This is a genomic window from Microterricola pindariensis (assembly GCF_002936985.1).
GTDB classification, from domain to species: domain Bacteria; phylum Actinomycetota; class Actinomycetes; order Actinomycetales; family Microbacteriaceae; genus Microterricola; species Microterricola pindariensis.
Genome location: NZ_MPZN01000013.1, coordinates 14,644 through 36,635 on the forward strand (window position 1 = coordinate 14,644; position 21,992 = coordinate 36,635).

Annotated in this window: 20 protein-coding genes; 7 read left to right on the plus strand and 13 right to left on the minus strand. The window is 68.0% G+C overall.

The genetic code is table 11. The features are described 5' to 3' along the window. Positions 1 to 4: 4 nt before the first annotated feature. The 3 genes from GY24_RS05765 to GY24_RS05775 are packed head-to-tail and all read right to left on the minus strand — an operon-like array spanning position 5 to position 3,133. Entirely contained in the window at positions 5 to 1,171 is a 1,167-nt protein-coding gene (locus GY24_RS05765) for an FAD-dependent oxidoreductase (RefSeq protein WP_104474780.1), read from the minus strand. A gap of 2 nt (positions 1,172 to 1,173) precedes the next feature. Continuing rightward, the gene (locus GY24_RS05770; protein WP_104474781.1) at positions 1,174 to 2,154 is read right to left on the minus strand and encodes a phosphotriesterase family protein; all 981 of its coding nucleotides are present in this window, start codon (positions 2,152 to 2,154) and stop codon (positions 1,174 to 1,176) included. A gap of 1 nt (position 2,155) precedes the next feature. Further along, on the minus strand, positions 2,156 to 3,133 hold the full coding sequence (locus tag GY24_RS05775; RefSeq protein ID WP_104474782.1) for a phosphotriesterase family protein: 978 nt from the start codon (positions 3,131 to 3,133) through the stop codon (positions 2,156 to 2,158). A gap of 125 nt (positions 3,134 to 3,258) precedes the next feature. Here GY24_RS05775 and GY24_RS05780 point away from each other — a divergent pair, with 125 nt between their 5' ends. Next, positions 3,259 to 3,885, plus strand: a complete 627-nt coding sequence (locus GY24_RS05780) for a TetR/AcrR family transcriptional regulator (RefSeq protein WP_161498691.1) — start codon at positions 3,259 to 3,261, stop codon at positions 3,883 to 3,885. Positions 3,886 to 4,007: 122 nt separating this feature from the next. Here the strand turns inward: GY24_RS05780 and GY24_RS05785 are convergent, their stop codons facing one another. From GY24_RS05785 to GY24_RS05810, 6 genes are all read right to left on the minus strand, one after another. Beyond that, positions 4,008 to 5,168 (minus strand): sugar ABC transporter substrate-binding protein, encoded by a 1,161-nt coding sequence (locus GY24_RS05785; protein ID WP_104474784.1) that lies wholly within the window; start codon positions 5,166 to 5,168, stop codon positions 4,008 to 4,010. A 96-nt stretch (positions 5,169 to 5,264) separates the two neighbouring features. Then, entirely contained in the window at positions 5,265 to 6,278 is a 1,014-nt protein-coding gene (locus GY24_RS05790; protein ID WP_104474785.1) for an ABC transporter permease, read from the minus strand. Beyond that, complete coding sequence (locus GY24_RS05795; protein WP_104474786.1) at positions 6,275 to 7,810, minus strand: sugar ABC transporter ATP-binding protein; 1,536 nt, start codon at positions 7,808 to 7,810, stop codon at positions 6,275 to 6,277. Before GY24_RS05795 ends, GY24_RS05790 begins: the two co-directional genes overlap by 4 nt. A 98-nt stretch (positions 7,811 to 7,908) precedes the next feature. Further along, entirely contained in the window at positions 7,909 to 9,213 is a 1,305-nt protein-coding gene (locus GY24_RS05800) for a DUF3500 domain-containing protein (protein WP_104474787.1), read from the minus strand. Between the two features lie 144 nt (positions 9,214 to 9,357). Further along, complete coding sequence (locus GY24_RS05805) at positions 9,358 to 10,485, minus strand: FAD-dependent oxidoreductase (RefSeq protein ID WP_104474788.1); 1,128 nt, start codon at positions 10,483 to 10,485, stop codon at positions 9,358 to 9,360. An 8-nt stretch (positions 10,486 to 10,493) separates the two neighbouring features. Then, a complete protein-coding gene (locus GY24_RS05810; RefSeq protein ID WP_104474789.1) occupies positions 10,494 to 11,546 on the minus strand; it encodes an amidohydrolase family protein in 1,053 nt (350 codons plus the stop codon). A 112-nt stretch (positions 11,547 to 11,658) separates the two neighbouring features. On the opposite strand from GY24_RS05810, the gene GY24_RS05815 reads away from it, so the two are divergent. The 6 genes from GY24_RS05815 to GY24_RS05840 are packed head-to-tail and all read left to right on the plus strand — an operon-like array spanning position 11,659 to position 16,636. Beyond that, entirely contained in the window at positions 11,659 to 12,405 is a 747-nt protein-coding gene (locus GY24_RS05815; protein ID WP_161498692.1) for a dienelactone hydrolase family protein, read from the plus strand. Positions 12,406 to 12,429: 24 nt separating this feature from the next. Further along, a complete protein-coding gene (locus GY24_RS05820; RefSeq protein ID WP_104474791.1) occupies positions 12,430 to 13,704 on the plus strand; it encodes an FAD-dependent monooxygenase in 1,275 nt (424 codons plus the stop codon). After that, on the plus strand, positions 13,701 to 14,150 hold the full coding sequence (locus GY24_RS05825; protein WP_104474792.1) for a nuclear transport factor 2 family protein: 450 nt from the start codon (positions 13,701 to 13,703) through the stop codon (positions 14,148 to 14,150). The genes GY24_RS05820 and GY24_RS05825 overlap by 4 nt, the downstream gene beginning before the upstream one ends. Then, the gene (locus GY24_RS05830) at positions 14,147 to 15,010 is read left to right on the plus strand and encodes a fumarylacetoacetate hydrolase family protein (protein WP_104474793.1); all 864 of its coding nucleotides are present in this window, start codon (positions 14,147 to 14,149) and stop codon (positions 15,008 to 15,010) included. Before GY24_RS05825 ends, GY24_RS05830 begins: the two co-directional genes overlap by 4 nt. Positions 15,011 to 15,014: 4 nt before the next feature. Beyond that, positions 15,015 to 15,419, plus strand: coding sequence for a RidA family protein (locus GY24_RS05835; protein WP_104474794.1), 405 nt, complete (start codon positions 15,015 to 15,017; stop codon positions 15,417 to 15,419). Then, complete coding sequence (locus GY24_RS05840) at positions 15,416 to 16,636, plus strand: Bcr/CflA family efflux MFS transporter (RefSeq protein WP_161498693.1); 1,221 nt, start codon at positions 15,416 to 15,418, stop codon at positions 16,634 to 16,636. The genes GY24_RS05835 and GY24_RS05840 overlap by 4 nt, the downstream gene beginning before the upstream one ends. A gap of 27 nt (positions 16,637 to 16,663) precedes the next feature. On the opposite strand, the gene GY24_RS05845 is transcribed toward GY24_RS05840, so the two are convergent. The 4 genes from GY24_RS05845 to GY24_RS05860 form a co-directional block, all read right to left on the minus strand. Next, positions 16,664 to 18,406, minus strand: coding sequence for an FAD-dependent monooxygenase (locus GY24_RS05845; protein ID WP_104474796.1), 1,743 nt, complete (start codon positions 18,404 to 18,406; stop codon positions 16,664 to 16,666). Next, positions 18,403 to 20,172 (minus strand): FAD-dependent monooxygenase, encoded by a 1,770-nt coding sequence (locus GY24_RS05850; protein ID WP_162496160.1) that lies wholly within the window; start codon positions 20,170 to 20,172, stop codon positions 18,403 to 18,405. Before GY24_RS05850 ends, GY24_RS05845 begins: the two co-directional genes overlap by 4 nt. A 137-nt stretch (positions 20,173 to 20,309) precedes the next feature. Next, entirely contained in the window at positions 20,310 to 20,990 is a 681-nt protein-coding gene (locus tag GY24_RS05855; protein WP_233279219.1) for a GntR family transcriptional regulator, read from the minus strand. A 33-nt stretch (positions 20,991 to 21,023) separates the two neighbouring features. Continuing rightward, a complete protein-coding gene (locus tag GY24_RS05860) occupies positions 21,024 to 21,944 on the minus strand; it encodes a LysR family transcriptional regulator (RefSeq protein ID WP_104474797.1) in 921 nt (306 codons plus the stop codon). Positions 21,945 to 21,992 lie beyond the last annotated feature (48 nt).

A 21,992-nucleotide genomic window follows, 5' to 3' on the forward strand; every position in this document is an offset into this window, starting at 1 on the left:
GTCGTCAGACTCCTCGGTTCGCGGGCACGGCCGGCTCGGAGCTCGGATCGACACCCGGCACGACTTCCGACTCGGCACCACGCTGTCCCGGGAATCCGTCTTCGATGGTCTCCTCGTTCCAGCCGCCGCGGGATACCCGCTGATAGTTGTCGGTGATCGGCTTGCGGGTGGCTTGGAAGGCGGCGAGGGCGTCGGGCAGCGTCGGCGCGGCGGCGAGAGCATCCGCCAGCCCCTGTGCGTCGAGAACGGCCGAGTTCGCGCCTTGGCCCTGGTGGTGCAGCATCGCGTGCGCTGCGTCGCCGACGAGCACCACAGAATCGGTGTGCCACCGCTCGACGGGGTCGATGTCGTACGCGGAGCGGCAGTTGACCGTCGCAAGGTCGATGGAGTGGGTGATCGCCTCGAAGCGCGGATCGAACCCACTCAGAGACGCGACGATGGTCGCGCGGTCAATCTCGGGCGACCAGGTGCTGTCGTCGGATGGCACCGTGATATCGAAGGACACCTGGCCGCGGTGGCGCAGCGGCAGCAGGTACAGGTGGCGATTGGTTGGCGCGTCGAAGTAGATGCGGAAGTCGTCGTCCTCATCGAAGACGCCCGGCACGAGAGCCATGTCGAACACGGCGCGGTACGCGTGCTCATGGGCGAACACCGGACCGTCGTCGCTGAAGAGCGCCCCTCGCACCCGTGAGCTGATGCCGTCGGCGCCAACGACCAGATCGGCGGTGACGGCCTCGCCGTTGGCGAAGGTGATCGTCGCGGTCGCACCGTTGTCGACGATCGTCTCCAGGCGGTGGCCGAACTTGATCATGCCATCCGGCAGCACGCCGAGCAGCGCGTCGATGAAGTCCCGACGGTGGATGAGGTGGGTCGTCGTGCCGAATTGCTCTTTCTCTGGCCATTCCTCCGCATTGAGGAGCTGGTCATGCGGGGTGAGGATGCGGATGCCGTTGCTCGCTGTGCTGACAGCGGTGATCGCATCCGCCACCCCCCACTCGCGAAAGGCAGCCATCGACGAGGGGCGCAGGCCGATGCCTGCACCCACCTCCCCGGCTTGACGGGCCTGCTCGTAGACGGTGACGTGTGCGCCGAGCAGGCTCAGGGCCTTGGCCGTGGATGCGCCTGCATAGCCCGCGCCGATGACGGCGACGGTGAGTCCGTTGATGTCCATGGTCACTTGCCTTCTGAGTTCAGGGTGTCGGGGGTGCTCGTGGTGAAGAAATCGGCGACGTTGCCGATGAAGAGCTGATCGATGGTGGCGTCGTCGACGCCGTCCTGTCTGAGGTCGGGGATGAGCTGCTCGAACAGGTAGTTGATGGTGTGGCCCTTGACGCCCGGCCATCCGAGCGGACTGCAGTTGGCGTCGGCGGCGACGAGCACCTTGTCGGCCTGCCCCGAACGCAGGTACCGCATGAGGTGCTGGAAGCGCTCATCGCGATGCCGACCCCAGAACGGAGGGTCAGGAAGTTCGAGGTCGTAGCCGAACGTGTCGAAGCCGATGCGGCCGCCGGCCGAGACGATGCCCTCCTCGTCGACCTTGCCCTGGCTGACACCGTCGTCTGCGTGGCCGAAGAGCACGCGGGTGAGCGGCAGACCCTCATCCTGCAGGGCCTCAATGGCCGTCGCCGCGTCCACCGCGAGGTGCGTGATGATCGGCGCACCGGTGGCGAGCGACGCGCGGGCCGCCGCGCGGTAGATGCGCAGGTCGAGCGCGGTCAGCTTGAATCCGCGGCTGACGCCCACCTTGATGATGCCGGCCTTGCCGCCGCTCGTGCCGATGCCAACGGTCAGCTCGTGGACGAACTGGTCGGTGAGGTACTCGACGCTCGCCTCGGCGAAGTGCTTCAGAGCCGTGTCGCCGCCGACGAAACCGGTCGCGGCGATGATGTTGACGCCGGTCTTCTCGGCGATCGACTGGTAGTAGTCGATGTCGCGTCCGTTGCAGATCCCCGTCGCGTCGACGAAGGTCTGCCCGCCGTGCTCGGCAAACGCCCGCAGCTTCGGGATGGTCTCCTCATACCGCTGCTCCGGGGTCTTCCACCAACGGGTGTCGAGCTCGCTGCCCGGCATCCCGTACCCGATGTGCTCGTGGATCGAGGTGAAGCCAAGCTGCTGGGCGGCGATGGGTCCGAGGACGGTGTTCACGCGGGTCATCTCAGGCCTCTTTCACGGCGAGCAGGTCACGGGGGTTGTCGATCAGGATGCGACGGATGCCGTCTTCGTCCAGGCCGTGCGCGGCCAGCTTCGGTGCGAAGTCGGTGAGCACAACCTCGTACGCACTGTTCACCTCCGCGTGGCCCTTGGCGACGCCGACGGCGCCGGCTGAGAGCAGGATGCGGGCTCCGTGGCCCGCGTCGACGAGCGCGAGAACCAGCGCGGCGCGGTCGTCGTCGCTCGGGGATCCGGCATCCACTCGGCCGATGTGGTCGAGCGCAATGTATGCGCCGCGCTTGGCGACGGCACGGGCGGTGGCACGAACGGTGGCACCGGTGCCGGCTCGGTCAAGACCCGAGACGACGATGCGGTCGGCGGGGAGGCCTTCGGCGAGCGCGAGCTCGAGCGCCCGGATCGTGTCGGACGGCGCAGAGAACGCCAGTGCGACACCGGACCGCGTCGCGGCGAGCGCTGCTCCCCGCAGCAGGCTGTCGTCGGTCGGGGTGGCGCCATCGGAGCTCTGGGTGGTCACGATCAGGCCGGCCGGTGCGCGGCGGGCAACGCGCGGATGAACCATGCCGTCGGTCGCCTCGGCGGCGAACAGCTCGGCGAAGCGCTCGGCCGGCCACGGCGTGGGTGGGTTGGTCTGCGGGGTGAGGAAGTAGCCGCCGAGGTTCTCCTCCGGGCCCATGCCGGTGGAAGCGACGATGTGCACCCCGGTGCTCCGCGAGAGGGCTTCGTAGAGGGGCAGGTCGCGACCGTGGAACATGCCGGTACGATCCACGATCGTTCCGCCCCCAGCCGCCTTGAACGCTCTGAGCTTGCTCGCGAGAATGTCGAAGATCTCGGCGCGATCGATCGTGATGTCATACGCGAATTGCGCGCCCGGCACGACCGAGAGCAGCGCTTCGTGGATGGCGACGACGCCGAGCTCGTCGGCGCCGATCGGGCCGAGGACGGTGTTCACCTGTGCGCTCATAGCGAGCCTCTCCATTGAGTCATTGCACCCGCACGGACGGCGTCGCGCTCGGGGGTGAGACGATCGTGCCATTCGCTTTACATTCTGTCAAGTGAATTATCGCGATGGGTGGCTACAGTGGGCGCATGACAAATCTTCGCGAGAAGCAGAAGCAGCAGACGCGGCAGTCGCTGCTGGATCACTCGCTGCGGCTCTTCCAGGAGCAGGGGTACGTCGCCACCACGATCGACGACATCGCCACGGCGGTCGGAACGACGCGCGTGACCTTCTACGCGCACTTCCCGAACAAGACCGAGCTCGCTCGCTCGCTGTTCGGCGAGCTCAACAGACACCTCGACCGCCGAGAGGATGCCAGACAGCGATCGACGGCGGGATCGCTGGTCGATGCCGCTCGCGAGGGCAGTTTCCCCGCGATCCGTGCGTGGATCGGCGAGCAGGCCGAGCGCTGGGCCGACATTCGGCCATACATCACCGTGGTCGAAGAGGCATCGGCCGTCGACCCAGAGATGCGCGAGCTGCGGGATGCGTGGTTCGGCGAGGTGATCGACGACATCGCCACCGGACTTGCGGAAGCCGACCGCTTCGACGAAGACACCCGACGCTATCGCGGGTACCTCGCCATGGAGCTGCTGAACAGCGCGAACCTGCGGTGGATCCGGCATCCGTGGGTGCTCGAGAGCGGCCCAGAGCTCGACATACTTGCCGTCGCGTGGGCGAGCCTGCTCGGCGGCGACCAGCTTCACCCCCGCTGACTGCTGGCTTCGGACCGGGGCCCCCGCCCGTTGCGCCAGTGAAAGCCCCTGACCCGACACCGGTGGTAGCGGCGGCGGGCCAGGGGCCGGTTCAGCACTATCCGATCATCAGCACTGCCCGATCACTTGACGCCCCACAGCTGGAGGAATCCGGCCTGGTAGTCGGCCTTGCCGAACCACTCGCCGCTCGCCTCGGCGTCCGGTGTGAGCGTCAGATCGGCGACGTTCGACTCGTTGAACGCCCGACGGTAGGGGAAGTCGAGGTTCTCGACGGCCGGCTGACCCGATGCCAGGCGTGCGGTGGCATCGGCCATGTACCAGGCGAGGGCGGTCTTGTTGTAGCCGACCGAGGACTTCACGTTTCCGTCGGAGGCCAGGTCCTGCAGGGCCGACAGGTTGGCGTCGACGCTGGCGACCTTCACGTCGTCGCGCGCCGCGGACTGGATGCCCTGGGTGACGGCCGGGAGGAACTGGTCGAACTGCGCCTGCACGTAGGTGATGTCCGGGTTGGCGACCAGCGCGGAACTCACCAGGCTCGGCAGCCGCTCGAGCTGACCGGAGTTGATCTCGATGACCTGGGTGGTGCAGTCGGAACAGGCATCCTTGTACACGGCGAGGATGCCGTAGTCCGCCCAGGCCGCCGTGGCCGGGGTGTCGGTCAGCTTGATGACGAGCACGTTCGCCTGGGCATCCGAGTCGGCGATGACCCAGTTGGTCGACCAGCTCTGCAGCTTCACCTGGTCCTCGGCGACGTACGCGACCTGCGACGGGTCTCCGTCACCGCTCGGCGTGGTCGTGGCCTGCACCCACGGGATGCCGGCGGCCTGCAGATCGGAGACTGCCGAGGGTGCGAACTCCGGCGTGATGCCAGACGTCACCACGGCGCCGGCCTTCGCGTCGATCGCCTGTGCGATGCAGCTCGCGATGTCTGCCGGGTTGGCCTTGCCGTCGCAAATCTCGACCTTGGCGTCCAGCTGGGAGAGGGCCTCGGTGAAGGCCTTGCCGATGTAGTTCAGGGTCGGAACCTGCAGGGTGGCCGGGATGTAGTACACCGTCTTGCCGGCCAGCGCGCTGGCGTCGACCGCCGGGCCGGGTGCCTCGAACTCGTCGACCGCGACGGATGCCGCATCGACGATGGCCTGGGCCGCCTGCGCCTCGGCGCTCAGCGCTGCGGCCGGCTCGGCGGTGGTGCCGGTTGGCTCGCCTCCGCCGCTGGCACAGCCGGCGAGGATGAGCATGCTGATGGCGGCGACAGCGACGCCAGCAGTGCGTGATGACTTCATGCGGGTTACTCCTTAGCTTGGTGTTGGGGTGGCGCTCGTGCTCTGGTGCTGTGGTGCGGTCGTGCGGTCGTGCGGTGGTGCCGTGTGCTGAGCCGGTCAGCTCGTGACCCGGCGCTGCAGCAGGTGCGACACGGTGACGGCGATAATGAGCGCCGCCCCGTAGAACACCTCGGTGACCCAGCCGGTGAGGCCGAGCAGCTGTAGTCCGAAGACTCCGGTAATGAGGAAGTACGCGGCGATCAGCATGCCGAGCGGGTTGAACCGGCCGGGCACGACTGCGACGGTGCCGAGGAAGACAGCGGCGAAGGTGGGCAGCAGATACGCGGATGCCGATGCCGGGTTGAATCCTCCGTTGCCGATCGAGATGACGACCCCGGCGAGGCCCGCGAGCAGGGCGCTCGCGAGGTAGGCGCCGACCCGCACGCGACCCACAGAGATGCCCGCGAGCGACGCGACCGCGCGGTTGGACCCGACGAAGGTCATGTGGCGGCCGATCGGCGTCGCTCCCATGATGTACGCGACGATGACGACGAGGATCACGCCGTACCAGAACAGGTGCGGGAGCCCCAGGAAGCGTCCGGTCGAGATCGCCGCGAGGGTGGGATCGAGGCCGCTCACCGTGGTCTCCCCCGACAGGAGGAACGCGAGTCCTCCCGCGACGCTCCACGTACCGAGCGTGACAACGACGGAGTTGATGCCGAGCCCGACGACGAGCGCCGCGTTGATGGCGCCGAACGCGAGCGCGATCACGATCGCTCCCAGTACGGCGAGCAGGACCGGCCATCCGTGCAGCACGGCCAGCGACGGCACAGCGACCGCGGCGATGCTGAAGATCCCCGCGAACGACAGGTCGAACTCACCGACAGCCATGGTGATCACCACGCCGAGCGCGAGGAAGACCACGGGTGTGATCTGGCTGAACACGGTGCGCATCGCGTTGACCGGACTGACGTCACCGGGCACCAGCGCCAGCAGCACCAGGAGCATGATGATCCACAGGATCACCAGCGCGTAGCGCGAGAGCAGATTCATGCTGATCCGCCGCAGCGGTGACACCGGCGGGGGGATGACGATGTTCGTGGTCGTCGTCGGGGTCTGGGTGGTGGTCATCGGTCGGCTCCTTCAGTGCTGTGGAAGATCGCGGAGAAGATGTCGTCGGCGGTGAACGGGCGGGAGAGCTCGGTGAGCACTTTGCCCTCCTCAAGCACGACGACGCGGTCGCAGACGGCGGCGAGATCATCGACCTCTGAGCTGCACAGCACGACGGCGGCGCCGTCGACGGCAGCCTGGCGGGTGGCGCGGAGGACCGCCGAGCGTGCGCCAACGTCGACGGCCTGCGTCGGGTCGTCGAGCACAAGCGCCGCCGGCCCCCCGAGCAGCCATTTGCCCATCAGCACCTTCTGCTGGTTGCCACCCGAAAAGGTGGCGATGACGGCGTTCCGGTTCGGAGGGGTGACGTCGAAGGCGCGTAGCACGGCCTCAGTCTCGGCCCGCTGCCACGCCGCTCCCGTCCACCAGGATCGTCCGCGCGTGCGCAGGTGCGGCAGGGTCACGTTCTCCTGGACGGTCAGCCCGGTGGCCAGCCCCTCGCCGTGCCGATCCTGCGGGATGTAGGCAACACCCGCGCGCAGCATCCGTCTGATGTTCGCGCTTTCGAGCGGGATCTCGGTGCCGTCAACGACGATCGAGCCACGCATGCCGGGCGAGGCCGCCGCGATCAGCGCGCCGAGTCCGGAGAGACCCGAATCGACGCTCCCGGTGAACCCGACCACTTCGCCGCGCTGGATCGTCGCCGAGACGTTGCGGATGCGTCCGCCCCGGATGCCGCGCAGCTCGATGCCGCCTTCGCGGGCCTCGGACGGCATGTTCTCCGCGAAGTCGTCGAGCTCGCCGTAGCGGCCGAGCACCAGGTTCGTCAGCGCTCCCTCGTCGAGGCCATCGGTGGGCAGCCCCATCTCGACGACCCGGCCGTTGCGCAGGGCTGTGACGCGATCGGCGATCTGCAGCACCTCGGTGAGGTTGTGGCTGACGATGACGACCGCCGTGCCCTGCGAGGTGAGCAGGCGGATCATGCCGTAGAAGTCGTCGAGCGCCTCATGCGGGATCGCCCTGGACGACTCGTCGAAGACGATCACGCCGCCGCCGCGTTTGCGGCCCTGCAGAGCGCGCGCGATCGCGACGCCCACGCGCTCACTCGGTCGGAGCCGGGCGACCTTGGTCTCGGGGTCGATGTGCCCCAGGTTGAGGAACTCGAGCGACTCGCGAACCGCCGCGGCGTCCTTCGCCTTGTTGATCCACCCTGTGAACCGGTTGGTGGAGTGCCGACCAACGCGCACGTTCTCGCTGACCGACAGGTCGGGAATCAGCCCGAGATCCTGGTGCACGAACGCCAGACCCTCTTCATGCAGCCGTCCCGGATCGACCGGGGTGCCGATGCGCTCGCCGTCGACGAAGACCTCTCCCCCGGCATCGGCGCGATACACGCCGCTGATGAGCTTGATCAGCGTCGACTTTCCCGATCCGTTTTGGCCGATGAGGGCGTGCACCTCGCCGGCGCGAACCTCGAGTCGCGCCTCGCTCAGAACCGTGATGCCCGCGAATGTCTTCGATAGCGAGCGGACTTCGAGCCGTGGTGCAGTCATCTCCGCGACACCTCCTCGTGTGGCAAATGAATGATCTGAGACGGCGTCGTCTGAGATCGTGTGTGAAATCCTACGCGATTGAACGCGATAGAACTAGATCAATCGTGTGCGATCTTCCAGGCGTCTCGAAGTGCGCGTCCGTAGTCGTTGCCGTTGGGCATCCGAAGGGTCGTGTGCACATGGAATCGCGCCGGCAGCCGGTTGTTCAGCCAGACGCCCGCATGGTGATCGAGCTCGGCGAGCAGAACCGGGCTGTGGATGCGGAAGTAGAACGGCTGAGTGCCATCGGTCGCTCCGTACCAGCTGAAGAAGGTCTCGTCGCGATGTGCCTCGAACTCCGCGACGGTGATCTGCCGCTGCGGCTCCACCAGCAGAAGCAAGAAGTCCTCGGCGATCGCGCGCAGACTCGACCACTGGTCGTCAGAGAGCGCCGCCGCCGAGATGCCCTCGTACGGCACCACCCGGTTGTCGCGGAACGCGCCAGCCACGTGACGCTCGTCGGCGGGATGGAGCCTCCCCTCCGGCATCGCCTGGTCGAGCACCGAGCTGTACACGACTGCAACACCCCGCTGCTCGTCGTCCAGTGATTCGGCGAGCGCGATGGCGAGTTGCTCACGGGCATCGAAGAGCGGTGGGCGCTCGTCATCGGACAGCGCGGGCTCTGCGCCCAAGAACACCGGTGCGATCACGTGCCTGCCACCGACGGAGACGAAGTTGAGCGCGACGTGGTGGCCGAAGAGCTGCCAGCCCCACGGCTCGTCGGGCGACGGTGTCCCATAGAGAGCGAACCAGTAGCTGCGATCATTCATGATCGTCGGCAGGTCGACCAGTTCGCCCAGGAATCCGTTCAGGGCCATGGCCTCGGCGACGCGCTCGTAGCCGGCCGGGCTCAGCGACGCCTCCACGACGGCCAGCGCCGCGCGCACGACCTCGTCACTCTGCTCCTCCAGGCGGAGCCCAATGCGGAAGAACACGAACTCGGGGTTGCTCCATCCGCGCCATTCATCGGCATCGATCGGATAGCAGAGCTTCACGCGCTGCTGCGGCGTGAGCAGATCGAGCAGGGCCAGGGCGGCATCCGATGGCCTCGGGTCCAGCTCAGGGTGCTCCGGCAGGGCGTAGAGCCCCTCGCGCGGACGCCCGTCTGTGGTGATGCCGACGAACGGCTCGTCGTAGAGCCCCTTCCAATACTCCAGCAGCTCGCGCAGGAACGGCGCCGCGTAACGGTCCGCGGCGAACTGCTCGTAGTCCATCCCGCGCACGTCGGCAAGCATCGGGTCATCGAGAGCAATGAGGTTCTCGCGATAGCTCCCGGCGCTCAGCTCAACCGCCTGCTCACGACCGGCGACGCGGTCGGTGGAGAAGAAGTCGTCAATGTCGTTCTGCGGGGCGTGCTCATTCATCGGATGCTCCGGTGTTCACTGGTGGGCTAGGGGGCGGCGCACGGCTCAGACACACCCGCACGCACGGCGTCGTGCCAGCGGGTAGAGACGATGGTGCCAGTCGCTTTACATTCTGTCAAGTGAATTGTCGCGATGGATGGGGACTCAGACGGGCTCTGCCAAGAGCCGATAGGAGTCGGCCTGCAGCGCGACGAACTCGTCCTGGCGGCCGCGTTCGGATTCGAGCACGCCGAGGCGGGCGGAGTTCTCGACGACCATCCGGCAGCGCTCGAAGCGGCGCTGTTCGAAGGCCGTCATGGCGGCATCCACGGAGTCGCGCGCGTCCAGCTCCTCGGCGAGCACGATCGCGTCCTCCAGGCCCAGGCCCGCCCCGGCGGCGAGATGGGGGGTCGTCGCGTGCGCCGCGTCGCCGATCAGCACGACGCGCCCGCGGTGCCACGGCAAAGGCAGCAGGAGGTTGTCCATCGGCCGGTAGAGCACGAGCGAGTCCTCGTCGAGCGCGGCCTTGACGCCAGCCATCACCGGGTCGGTGAGCGGGTCGAGCAACCCGCGCAGGCGCGGGAGCAGCTCGTCGTCGCCGACGCGATCGTTGGTGGCCTTGGCCTCGTTGACGAACACATACATCTCATCGGCCGAGATGGGGTTCACGCCGACCTTCGCGGGAGCACCGACCCAGATCACCGTGCTCGTGATCTCCGGCGGGCGCGGAACGATCGCGCGCCAGGCGCCCTGACCGGAGAACTCCGGCTTCGGAGCATCCGGAAACAGCTGCGCCCGCGTCGACGAGGCGAGTCCGTCGGCGCCGACCACCACGTCGAAGCGCCCGATCGATCCGTCCGAGAATGTGACATCCACCGCGTTGCCGTCATCAACGAGACCACTCACGGTGGTGCCCAGTCGCGCAGTGGCGCCCGAGGCGAGCATCTCGTCGACGAGGATCTGCCCGAGCACCGGTCGCATGATCGCGCCTGTGCCCGGACGATCGGATGCAGCGATACGCGGCGTGCGGAACCGGCCGATCTCGCGTCCGTCCGGGGTGCGCACCGACTGGTCGTCGCCACCGGCGCCGTGGTCGAAGAATGCATCAAGCACCCCGATTCGCCCGAGGGCCCGCAGCGATGGCCCGCCGATGCTGATGCCGGCACCGTCCATCGTCCAGTGCGGCGACCGCTCGATCAGATCGACGACATGTCCAGCCTTCGCGAGCATGATCGCTGCCGCCAGCCCGGAGAATCCGCCGCCGATGATGAGCACCCGTTGGGAATCGATCATGGCGTGGCCTAGATCGGGAGGTTGAACATCTTCTTCGCGTTGCCGTAGAAGATGGCCTCGCGGTCGGACTCGCTGATCTCGAGCTCGTTTTTGATGAACTCGACACCCTGGCTCATCCAGCTGTAGAAGACCGGGAAGGAGGAGCCGAACATGTAGTGGTCGGCGCCGTTGATCTTCAGGGCCGCCTCGACCTGCACCTTGCCCCACGAGTGCGGGTGGGTGAGATCGAAGAAGATGTTCTCGTCGAGGTATCGCTTGATCTTCTCGCCCTCGCTGGCGTCGAGGCGCTGCATGGCCTCTTTCTTGACCGGGGCGTGCGGGGTGAGCAGCTCGGTGTTGGCGAACCAGTTGCCGCCGAGCATGGTGTGAATGAAGCGCAGACCGGGCATCTCCTGGAACATGCCACTGAAGAGTTCACGCCCGACGGCGGTGGCCTGATCGGTGATGCGGCCGAACTCGCGACGCAGGTTCGTGTAGTCGAGGACCGACTTGTACTCGACCGGCAACGGCGTGTGGTGCACGATGACGGGGATCTCGAGCTTCTCGATCACCTTCAGGTAGGGACGAAAGACCTCGTCGTCGAGGTAGAGCTGGCCATAGTGGCACGCGAGCTGCACGCCAACGACGCCGAGCTCCTTGACGTTGCGCTCCAGCTCGTAGATGTTCTCCTTGCCGCCCCACGGCGGCACACAGGCGGTGGAGAACAGTCGGCCATTCGAGCGCTTCACGATCTCGGCGGCGTTGTCGTTGACCGCTTTGCAGGTCTCGAGGTCGAGCCACTCCTGCCAGACCGGCACGCGCATGATGCCGTAGTCAACGCCGGCCTCGTCCATCGCCGCGAGCTTTGCCTCGGCGGAGTAGTCACCTTCCACGTAGTTGAGGTTCGGGTAGCCCTTGGGCTTCTCCAGCACGAGTTGCTTCTTGCCGTTCTCCATCTCGATGACGCTGGCGATCTCACCGAAGCCGCGCGGAGCGCTGTTCAGGAACCCGTTCAAGATCTTCTCGTTCGTGAAGAGGTCTTCGGGAAGGTGGTGGATGTTGATGTCGACGACCTTGGTCATGACGCTCTCCTTTGTGCGCTCCGATTCAATAACGCCACCATAGCGCATCGCGCTTGAAATCGTGTGCGATCCTGCGTACGATCAGTCACACATTCGAGGAGGAGTGATGAAAATGGCCGGTCTCACACGCCGAGACGTCGAGTATCACGTCGGCGGCACCGCGATGCGCGGACTCCTCATCGCCCCAGCTGGCGCCGTCACCTGTGCCACCGTCGTGCTGATCCACGACGCCTTCGGACTCGGTGACGACATGATCGCGATCGCCGAGAGTCTTGCCGCGCGCGGCCTCGCCGTGTTCGCCGCCGACGTCTGGGGAGACCGTGCCACGCCGGCAGCTCAGGCCGAGATCGTTCCCCTGATCGGATCGATGGCCGGCAACCGCGTGGAGTGGCAGGCCCGCATCGCCGAAGCGCACCGCGTGGCCACCAGCCAACCGGAGGTCGATGCCGCGAACATCGCGCTGCTCGGATACTGCTTCGGCGGCTCCTCCGCCCTGGAGTTCCTGCGGACCGGCGGAGTCGTCCGCGGCGTGATCGCGGTGCACCCCGGTCTCGATCTGCTGGAGCGTGACTGGTCGGCCGCCACGGCATCCGGCATCCAGGTGCACGTGGCGCTCGGCTCTCTCGACCCGATGGCCACGCGTGCACAGCGCAGCCGGCTCGAAGACGAACTGTCCGAGGCCGAGGCCGACTGGGAAATCGACGTCTACAGCCACACCACGCACGCCTTCACGAGCCTCAGATCCCGCAATTCGCCCCGCCCAGAGCTGTTCGACTACCACCCACGCAACGCCGCGCGCTCCTGGCACGCGACCGTCCGGGTTCTCGACGAGCTCTTCCCCCAGACCGCCGGCGTCTAGCCGGTTCCGAGAGAAAGAGACCACATGCACGACATTGCGATCATCGGAGCCGGCCCCGGCGGGCTCGTCACCGCTCTGCGGCTTCACCAGCAGGGCATCAGGACGAAGATCTACGAGATCGTCCCCGAACTCAAGCCCCTGGGCGTCGGGGTCGACATCAAGACGGTCGGCACCAGGCAGTTTGAAGACCTCGATCTGCTCGAGGAGTTCCGTTCCATCTCGGTCGATGCCGAGGACTCGATCTTCTACAACCACTTCGGCCAGGAGATCTATGCCGAGAAGTGCGGCGTGCACATGGGCTACCTGCACGAGCAGCGTTTCGTGCACCGCGGCATCCTCCAGATGCTGCTCTACCGCACCGTGATCGAACGACTCGGCGAGGATGCCGTTGTGCTGGGCGCTGGGCTCGTGAGCTACGAGCAGGATGCCGACGGCGTGACCCTCGAGATCGAGCACCGCGACGGCAGACGCGAGCGCGTGCGGCACGATGCCCTCATCGCGGCGGACGGCATCAAATCAGTCGCGCGACGCCAGATGCACCCCGATCAGGCCGAACCCGAGTTCTCCGGCATCACGATGTGGCGTGGCACCACGCTGCACGAGCCGATCCGCGGCGGGCACACCATTCTTCATCTCGGCGATCCGCGCATCTCGACGATGATCATCTACCCGATCGCGGAGAACTTCGAAGGCACCGGCCTCGACCTCATCAACTGGGTCGTCGAGACGAACGGTGAGGAGACCATCGAGGACTGGAACCAGGTCGCCGATCCCGAGCAGCTCATTCCGGCGTTCGACACGCTGAAGCTGCCCTTCCTCGACGTTCAGCAGCTGATCCGCGACGCCCGCGAGGTCTACCTCTTCCCCCTCACCCGGCACTTCCCGCTTGAGAGCTGGGTTGACGGCAGAGTCGTGCTCCTCGGCGACGCCGCGCACGCCATGTACCCACGCGGCGGCAACGGCATCACCCAGGCCACGCTTGATGCCGCGGTGCTCGCAGAGAAGCTCACCGAGCACGCCGACCCGGCCGTCGCCTTCATCGAGTACGACGCCGCCCGCCGCCCGATAGTCAACCGCATCACCGACAACATGCGCGGCGAGGGCTATGAGGTCATCCGGCGGATCGTCGCCGAGCGCACAGCGGGCAAGCCATTCGACGACATCGAGGAGGTGCTGCCGCTGGCCGAGGCCGACGAGATCTTCAGCACGTACCACGCGCTTGTCGGCGCACCGCGCCCCGGACACGAAGCGGGCGAGGCCACTGGCTTCCGCACCTGGGAAGAGGCGCAGGTCCGATGAGCGCGAACGTCGAGAACGACATCCTCGCCGTCGAGAAACGACGCCAGGACGCACTGGTCTCCGGCGACATCGACGCGTTGGACGCCCTCTTCGAGGACTCCATGATCCACATCCACGCCCCGGGGCTCGTGCACACGAAGGCGCTGCTGCTCGAGCACGTCGCCGTGCGTCGCGCGTACATCGAGATCACACGACAGGACCTGCTGCTGCGCACCTTCGGTGACACCGCGGTGCTGACGGGCGGCATCGTGAATCGGATGCACGCCCCCGACGGCGGCGAGCGCACGATCGACGGGGTCGTCACCCAGGTGCTGCACCGCAGTGAAGACGGGCAGTGGCGGTTCGTGAGCTTCCAGATGACGCCGTATGGCGACCAGGTGTGGGGCGCGCTACCCTCCGAGAAGACCGAGAGGACCGAGCCGGCCGACGAGGAGGAGAGCGCATGAAGCTCGCACGATTCCGCAGCGGCGACTCCCGGGTGCGCCTCGGCCGCATCGACGGCGACGAGATCGTCGACCTGTCAGGTGTGGAGGGCATCGGCTCCTCGCTCCGCGCGCTGATCCCCGAGCTGGCGGCCCGCCGCGACAGCATCCTTTCGGCGTCGGGGCCGCGGCATCCGCTCGCCGAGGTGACGTTGCTCGCACCGATCGACGACCCGCAGAAGTATCTCGGCATCGGCATGAACTACGCCGCACACGCCGAGGAGGCGCGGCAGGCAGGCATCCCGATCCCGACCAGCCAGATGTGGTTCAACAAGCAGGTCTCCTGCATCAACGACCCATTCGGCGACATCGTGCGACCGGTCGTGTCGGAGCAGCTCGACTACGAGATCGAGCTCGGCGTCGTGATCGGCAGGCCCGCGCGCAACGTGTCGGCCGACGAGGCCCGCGAGTACATCGCGGGATACCTGGTCGCGAACGACGTCTCGGTGCGCGACTGGCTGGCGAAGCTCTCGCCGACGTTCACGCTCGGCAAGTCGTTCGACACGCACGGCCCGATCGGTCCGTGGCTCACCACCGACGACGAGATCGACGACCCGCTGGCGCTGCAGATGACGCTGACCGTCAACGGCGAGGTGCGGCAGAGTGCGGACACCGGCGGCATGATCTACGACATCTACGAGCAGATCGCCTACCTCAGCCGGGTGATGACGCTGCAGCCGGGCGACATCCTCGCCACCGGCACCCCCTCGGGCATCGGCGCGCCGACGCAGAACTGGTTGGCGCCGGGTGACGTGGTGCGCGCCGAGATCGAGGGTCTCGGCGCGATCGAGAACCACGTGGTCGAAGACCGCGTCGGAAGCTGAGCGGATGCCGCGCCGCAGGAGCATCCACCTCACCGGATTCGGGCATGAGAACCCGGTTCCGGCGGCGAGCCTCATCGGTCAGCACCTCGTCTCCGGGGTGCTGACCGGGCGCGATCCGGTCACGAAGCAGATGCCGGCCGAGCTCGACGCACAGCTGGCCAACATCTTCGCGCACGTGCGCGAGCTCATGGCCGCCGCCGGCGGCACGACCGACGACATCATCAAGATCACGGTGTGGCTGGCCGAGGACGCGTATCGCGATCGCGAGGCGCTGAATCGCGCGTGGACCGCCATGTTCCCGGATGCCGGCAGCCGCCCCGCCCGTCAGGTGATGGCCGCGCGGTTCGACGGCGCCACCCTCGTGCAGTGCGACCTTCAGGCGGTGCTCGCAGACTCGGCGCAGCAGTGAGCGCCCCGAGCGGGGTGTCACGCCCAACGGGCGGAAGGCTCGTCAGGATCCTCGCCGTCCTCGCCGTGTTGTCGTCGCTGGCACCGCTGTCGATGGACATCTACATCCCCTCCCTCCCCACGATGCAGACCGAGCTCGGCGGCGCCGCGTGGCTGATGCAGGCCAGCGTCACGGCATGCCTTCTCGGCATCGGCGTCGGACAACTCGTGTGGGGTCCGCTCAGCGACCGGCACGGGCGGCGCCCGATCATTCTGATCGGCGTGATCGGCTGGACGCTCGCCTCCGTGCTCAGTGCGGTGGCGGCGGATGCCGTGATGCTCATCGCCGTGCGCGGGCTCGCCGGGGTCTGCGGCGCCGCGGGCATCGTGGTCGCCCGGAGCGTCGTGCGCGACCTCTCCGACGACAGCCGCTCCGTGTCGTCGCGCATCGGCCTGCTCGCGCTCGTCTCCGTGATGGCCCCCGTGCTCGCACCGGTGATCGGCGCGCTGATCGCGGCCGCGTGGGGATGGCGTGCGGACTTCGTCGCGCTCGCGGCGCTCGGCGGCGCACTGACATTGCTGTTCGCACTCCTCGTTCCGGAGACGCTGCCCGCCTCCGCGCGCCTGACGGGGCGCGGCGCCGGCGTGGCCCACTCCCTGCTCACAGCGCTGGGTGATCGGGAGCTCGCCTGGACCGCGGCAGCACTCGCCGCCCACTCGCTCGGCTTCTACGCATACATCACCACCGCGTCGTTCATCGTCGAGCGCGAGTTCGGGTATCCGCCCCTGGTGTTCGCGCTCGTCTTCGGCACGAACGCGCTCGCGATGGTCGCGGCCAACATCGTGTTCCGACGGATGGCGCGTACCCGGCATCCGTCCGTTGCGATGGGAATCGGTCTCGCAGGCAGCGCGGTCGCCGGCGCCCTCCTGCTCGTTCTCGCCCTCCTCGGAAGCGCGCCGTGGCTGCTGTGGATCCTCTCCACTGTCTTCGCCGGGGCGACCGCGTTCGTGTTCACCGGTGCGCACAGCTGGGGCCAGTTGGTCGTCACCGCGAGCGGTGCGGCCTCGGCCCTGACCGGCGCATCACAGTTCTTCGGCGGCGTGCTCGGCTCGCCGCTGACCGGCGTCATCGGCACGACGGCGGCGACACTCGGCGCGGTCATCACGGTGAGCTCCGCACTGGGATGGCTGGCGTTCCGACGTGCAGCCGACGCCCGCGTTCGCAGCACGTCGGCCTGAGGGAGTCGGCCGGAGCGCCGCCGTCGGCTAGGCGCGCCCGAGGGCGCGGGAGACGGCGTGGTCGAGTGCGGCATCCACGTCGCCCGAGGCGTCCGGGGCCCGGAAGGCGACGTGCTGGTCGGGGCGCACCAGCAGCGCGCCCGACTCGTCGGTCCCGCGCAGGGCCGCCCACTCTCCGTACCGATCCTCGGCGTCCTGTCGCGGGCCGATCGTCACGACGTCGACGGGCACGCCCCAGCGCGACGACGCGGCCGTGGCGGCCCTCCGCCACGGTTCGCCGCCGATGCCGGTCAGCAGAGTGAAGCGCCCCTTTCCGACGAGGTCGAGCGTCGACAGCGGCGCGCCGCCACGCTCGATCCACACGTGCGGCAGCGGCGAACCCGGCGTCGTCGTCGGCTCGTAGAACAGCTCGGGGTCCAGGCCCGGCTCGAACGAGGTGCCGTCGGGAGTGATTCCGTCCGAGGTGTAGCGGTGCCCGAGCTCGACTCCCAGCGCATTGAAGTTGTAGTCCTGCATCTCCACTGCCTCGGCCAGGAGGCGCCGCTTCGCCGCGCCTGCCGGGGCGTCGCTGAAGCGCTCGGCGAGCGCCGCCCTCCCCTCCGGGGCGGACTGACCGGGGCGCAGGCCCAGCGCGGCGGGAATGGCGAACAGCGCGCCGAGCGACCGGTTGGCACGCTCGACGATCCGCCGGGCGACGGGCGCGCGCTCCTGCGAGTACGTGTCGAGGATGCCGGTGCCGGCCTCTCCTGCCTGCAGCATCCGGATCTTCCAGGCGACGTTGAATGCGTCCTGCACACAGGTGTTGGCCCCGAGGCCACCGGCAGGCGGATGCCGGTGCGCGGCGTTGCCGGCGATGACGACGCGTCCGCGGTGCATGATGTCGGCGTGCACCTGGTTGATCGTCCAGGTGGAGCTGCCGATGAGGCGCACGGCCAGTTCGGGGTCGCCCACGTACGAGCGCACGGTGCGGATGGCGGCGTCTTCGCTGCGATCCGGGTCGCCGGCCGCGGGGTCGTAGGGGATCGCGACGACCCACTCGTCCCAGGGGCGCACGGCGACGAACATGGCGTTGTCGGTGAAGGCCTGCCCGCCCGGCTGGAAGATCTGATAGAGCGCGCCGGGCCGGTGCGCGGTGTACTCGGTGAGGTCGGCCTGCACCCAGAAGTTGAGCATGTGGCCGAGACCGGTCTGCCCCTCCACCTCGAATCCGATCTCTCGGACGACGGCGCTGTTGTCACCGTCGGCACCGATCGCGTAGTCCGAGTGAACCTCGACGTCTTCGCCCGTTGCCCGGTCGCGGCACAGCGAGACCACCCGGTCCGCGTCCTGGCGCATCGACACGAGCTCGAGGTTGAAGAGCACCCGGGCGCCGAACTCCTGCGCCGCCTCGGCGAGGATCGGCTCGAGCACGTGCTGCGGGATGTTGGTCGGCACGCAGGGACTGGCCGCCTCGTAATCCGATCGCCGTGCAGCGCCTCCGCCCCATCCGCGCCGGCGGGCGATCTCGGCACCGGTGAAGCTCTCCGCCCAGATCACCTGGTTCATCAGACTCCCTGGCATGGCCGCGTCGGTCACGCGCTGCTCGATTCCGAGGTCGCGAAACACCTCCATCGTGCGCGAGTTGATGATGTGCGCACGCGGCGAATCCGCGAAGCCCGGGTAACGGGTGATCGCGGCGACGTCCACTCCGTCGCGTGCGAGCAGAGCGGCGGCGGCGAGGCCGGTCGGGCCGGCGCCCACGACGAACACGTCGAGCTCGATGGTCCTCATGCGTCTGCCCGGTCGAGGATCTGTGTGAGAACCCGGCGCAGCTCGGCCTCCGGGTCGGTCACGGCCGTGCGACTGCGCCAGGCAACGTGCTGATCGGGGCGCACCAGCAGCGCGCCCTGCTCACCGATCTCGCTGCGGCGCGCGAAGTCGCCGTAGAGATCGACGACGTCGGCACCCGCACCGATCCGCACCGCCGGCAGCTCGATCCCGAGCTCCGCCGCGACGGTTGCCGCGGCATCCGCCCAGCGCTCGCCGCGCTCGCGCAGCAGAAGCGTGAAGCGCTCGGGAGATGTGAGGTCGAGTGTCGAGATCGTGCGGTCGGCCCCGCCGACCCAGGCGTGGGGCAGGCGGGCGCCCGGATCGCTGCTCGGCTGGATGAACAGCTGCGGGTCGCGTGCGAAGCCGACGCGCTCGCCATCGCCGACGACGGCGCCGGACTCGTAGCGCTGATTCATCTCCACCCCGTGCGCGGCGAAGATGTGCCCCTTCGCCGCGAGCATCTCGGCCACCGCCACGCGGCGCTCCTCGCCCGCCGCACTCGCTTCCTTCAGCACGGCGAACTGCGCCTCGCGCTCCGCCTGCGGCGCCGCCGGGTCGATGCCGAGCGCGGGAACGACGTCTTTGCCCAGCCGCCAGCTCGCGATGGCCCGGTCGACCACCTGCCTGCCGACCGGCTGGCGCTCAGCCGAGTACGAGTCGAGCAGCGCGGGACCCGCCTGCCCCTTCACGACCGCCGCGATCTTCCACGCGAGATTGAATGCGTCCTGGATGCAGGTGTTGGCGCCGAGGCCGTTCATCGGCGGATGCCGGTGCACCGCGTCTCCCGCGCAGAAGACCCGCCCCACCGAATAGTGCTCGGCGATCACGTGGTTGATGCGCCACGGGAAGAGGCCGGTGATCGTGATGTCGACAGTGTCGTCGCCGATCAGCTGGCGCAGCTCGTGGATCGCCTCCTCTTCGGTGAGACGCGAGTTGCGCTCGCCCAGGTGCACGAACCCGGCCACCCAGTCGTGCCAGGGCTGCACCATGCGCAGCATGCCGATCGCGAGGGCCTCCTGGCGATGCGGCTGGATGACCTCGAACAGCGAGCCTGGTCGATGGGCGACGTACTTCGCCAGATCTGCCGTGAAGCGCACGTTCATCGCGCCGGCGATCCCGGACTCCCCCGCAAGCGGCAGCCCGATCGCATCCGCGACGCGGCTCTGGCCGCCGTCGGCACCGATCACGTAGCGCGCCCGGATGCTGTAGGCACGACCGGTCGCTTGATCGGTCACCCGGACGGTGACCCCGTCATCGTCCTGCTCGAGCGACTCGAACTTCGTGCGGAACACGACGCGCACGCCCAGCCGTGCCGCCTCGCCGAGCAGGATCGGCTCGAGCCTGTCCTGGGGGATGTCGAGTCCAGACACCGGGCTTGCGGCGAGATACTCGCTCTGCCGCTCCGGGTCGTTGCCCCATGACCACACGCGCCCGATCTCCTCGCCCGCGAGCGTGGTGCACAGCACCTGGTTCGCCATGTCGGCGCGGGGCGCTGCCTGCGCGGTCACGGCGTCCTCGAGTCCGACCGCGCGCAGCACCTCCATGGTGCGCTGGTTCGTGATGTGGGCGCGGGGCGAGTCGGATGCCCAGCCCGACCGGGTGATCATGATGACGTCGAGGCCCTGGCGTGCGAGAAGCAACGCGGCGGTGGCTCCCGTCGGCCCGCTGCCGACAACGAGCACGTCAGTCTGGGTCAGGCGCGTCTCGCTCCGCTGGGAATCGCTCATCGTCTCTCCGCATCGTCGCGTGATCAGGGCTCGTCGTGGGCCTGCCTCAAATCGTATGAATAATCACACACGATTTCAAGTGCGATTTCTGCTTCTCCGCACGAGTGCGTTTCAGCCGCAGGGTGCGGCAACAGCTTTCAGCTTCGAGCCCGCTCCGCGGCCTTGCGCTCCGCCTCATGCTTGGCGACGGCATCCAGGGTGTTGATCTCGTGTTGACGCACCGAGGTCTCAATGAGGTCCGCATCTGCACCGGCCTCGATGAGGTCGAGGATCTGGTCGTGCTCAGCCAGCGAGGCCAGCGCGCGTCCGGGGGCGTACCAGAATGCTGTGCGGCGGATGAGGTCGAGACGGGTCCACTCCGCGTGCACCAAGTGGTTGAGCCGCTCGTCATCGGACTTCGAGCACAGCGACTCGTGGAAGGTGCGATTCAGATCGCCAAACCGCTGCGGGTCGAAGTTCGCCAGCGCCTCCCCCATCTGCTTGTTGAGGTCACGAGCCTCGGCCAGCTCCGCGGCATCCAGTCGCGGCGCGGAGAGAGCGGTCGCGTACCCCTCGAGCCTCGCCAGCAGGTTCATCGTGCGGTGCCAGGAGTCGACGTCAACCGACTTGACGATCGCTCCGGCGTTCGGGACGATGTCAACCCACCCCTCGGCTTCGAGTCGCCGCAACGACTCGCGCCACGGAACCGAGCTGATGCCGTGCTCGCGGCCGAGTTGATCGATCACGAGTCTCTGACCCGGGCCGTACGTGCCGTCCATGATTCCGCGACTCAGGATCGCGTACGCCTGCTCTGCCTTGCTGATCTTCGTCTCAACCACAGTGCCTCCTTGTGGAGCACATCATATAAGGGATCACATGCGATCAGCGGAGCGCATCGTCTCGATTCCTGCGAGGAGCCGAGCGACGGCCGGCTCACTGGCCGAGCCGGCGCGAGCCAGCACCAGTGCCCGCAGTGGCGTTGGCGGTCGATCGAGCCGCCGCAGGGTCAGATTGAATCGCGTGAGGCTCGCGCCGTCGGGGTCGGGCAGGATCGCACTCGCGATGCCCGCCTCGACGAGCGGGATGCTGGTCTGGATGGTGTCCGCCGTGCGGATCGACGACGGCGAGATGTGGTGCCGCCTGAACGCCGCCTCCACCGCCTCCGGCAGGCTCGGAACGGCCGCGGTGCGGCCGGGCAGCACCACCACCCTGCCGTCGAACTCGGTCAGCGGCAGCGGGTCCGGCGCGAGGTGTTCCTCGGGCGGGAGTGCCGCGACGAGCGGCACCGGGCCCCAGTCCACGATGTCGAGCACGTGGCGGTGGCGTTGCGCGAACCGCTTCGGATCGGCCACCATCACCGCGGCGACATCGACGCTGCGCTGCTGCAGCATGTCGATCGCCGTCCACGGCGGCGGGTCGACGAGCCGCACCTCGACGTCGGGGGTGTCCGCCGCATACGCGCGAAGCAGCATCGGGATGCGGTGCCACATCAGCACCGGCACCGCGGCCATGCGGAGTGACCCAGTGACACCGGAGCCGAATCGTCGGAGCGCCGAGGTGATGCCGTCGATGTCGCCGAGCACACGCGTGGACGCATCGAGCAGGAACCGTCCGGCGCTCGTCGGCTCGACCCCGCGGGGCGTGCGCACCAGGAGGGGAACGCCGACATCGGCCTCGAGCTTCGCGATCGCGACACTCAGCGGCGGCTGCGACATGTGCAGTCGCCCGGCGGCTGCGGTGAGGGAGCCGGCCTCGACGACGGCCGCGAAGTAACGCAGCTGTCGTAGATCCATATAGGAACACTAGCCCCCTAGCCCGAGCGTCATAGCTTTTGTGTATGG

Excerpts from the sequence above, each read along its gene's own strand:
- GY24_RS05825 (WP_104474792.1), top strand. The coding sequence starts at position 13,701 with ATGAGCGCGAACGTCGAGAACGACATCCTCGCCGTCGAGAAACGACGC.
- GY24_RS05850 (WP_162496160.1), bottom strand. The coding sequence starts at position 20,172 with ATGAGCGATTCCCAGCGGAGCGAGACGCGCCTGACCCAGACTGACGTG.
- GY24_RS05860 (WP_104474797.1), bottom strand. The coding sequence starts at position 21,944 with ATGGATCTACGACAGCTGCGTTACTTCGCGGCCGTCGTCGAGGCCGGC.
- GY24_RS05790 (WP_104474785.1), bottom strand. The coding sequence starts at position 6,278 with ATGACCACCACCCAGACCCCGACGACGACCACGAACATCGTCATCCCC.
- GY24_RS05845 (WP_104474796.1), bottom strand. The coding sequence starts at position 18,406 with ATGAGGACCATCGAGCTCGACGTGTTCGTCGTGGGCGCCGGCCCGACC.
- GY24_RS05835 (WP_104474794.1), top strand. The coding sequence starts at position 15,015 with ATGCCGCGCCGCAGGAGCATCCACCTCACCGGATTCGGGCATGAGAAC.
- GY24_RS05770 (WP_104474781.1), bottom strand. The coding sequence starts at position 2,154 with ATGACCCGCGTGAACACCGTCCTCGGACCCATCGCCGCCCAGCAGCTT.
- GY24_RS05785 (WP_104474784.1), bottom strand. The coding sequence starts at position 5,168 with ATGAAGTCATCACGCACTGCTGGCGTCGCTGTCGCCGCCATCAGCATG.
- GY24_RS05775 (WP_104474782.1), bottom strand. The coding sequence starts at position 3,133 with ATGAGCGCACAGGTGAACACCGTCCTCGGCCCGATCGGCGCCGACGAG.
- GY24_RS05795 (WP_104474786.1), bottom strand. The coding sequence starts at position 7,810 with ATGACTGCACCACGGCTCGAAGTCCGCTCGCTATCGAAGACATTCGCG.
- GY24_RS05830 (WP_104474793.1), top strand. The coding sequence starts at position 14,147 with ATGAAGCTCGCACGATTCCGCAGCGGCGACTCCCGGGTGCGCCTCGGC.
- GY24_RS05820 (WP_104474791.1), top strand. The coding sequence starts at position 12,430 with ATGCACGACATTGCGATCATCGGAGCCGGCCCCGGCGGGCTCGTCACC.
- GY24_RS05780 (WP_161498691.1), top strand. The coding sequence starts at position 3,259 with ATGACAAATCTTCGCGAGAAGCAGAAGCAGCAGACGCGGCAGTCGCTG.
- GY24_RS05815 (WP_161498692.1), top strand. The coding sequence starts at position 11,659 with ATGGCCGGTCTCACACGCCGAGACGTCGAGTATCACGTCGGCGGCACC.
- GY24_RS05765 (WP_104474780.1), bottom strand. The coding sequence starts at position 1,171 with ATGGACATCAACGGACTCACCGTCGCCGTCATCGGCGCGGGCTATGCA.
- GY24_RS05810 (WP_104474789.1), bottom strand. The coding sequence starts at position 11,546 with ATGACCAAGGTCGTCGACATCAACATCCACCACCTTCCCGAAGACCTC.
- GY24_RS05805 (WP_104474788.1), bottom strand. The coding sequence starts at position 10,485 with ATGATCGATTCCCAACGGGTGCTCATCATCGGCGGCGGATTCTCCGGG.
- GY24_RS05800 (WP_104474787.1), bottom strand. The coding sequence starts at position 9,213 with ATGAATGAGCACGCCCCGCAGAACGACATTGACGACTTCTTCTCCACC.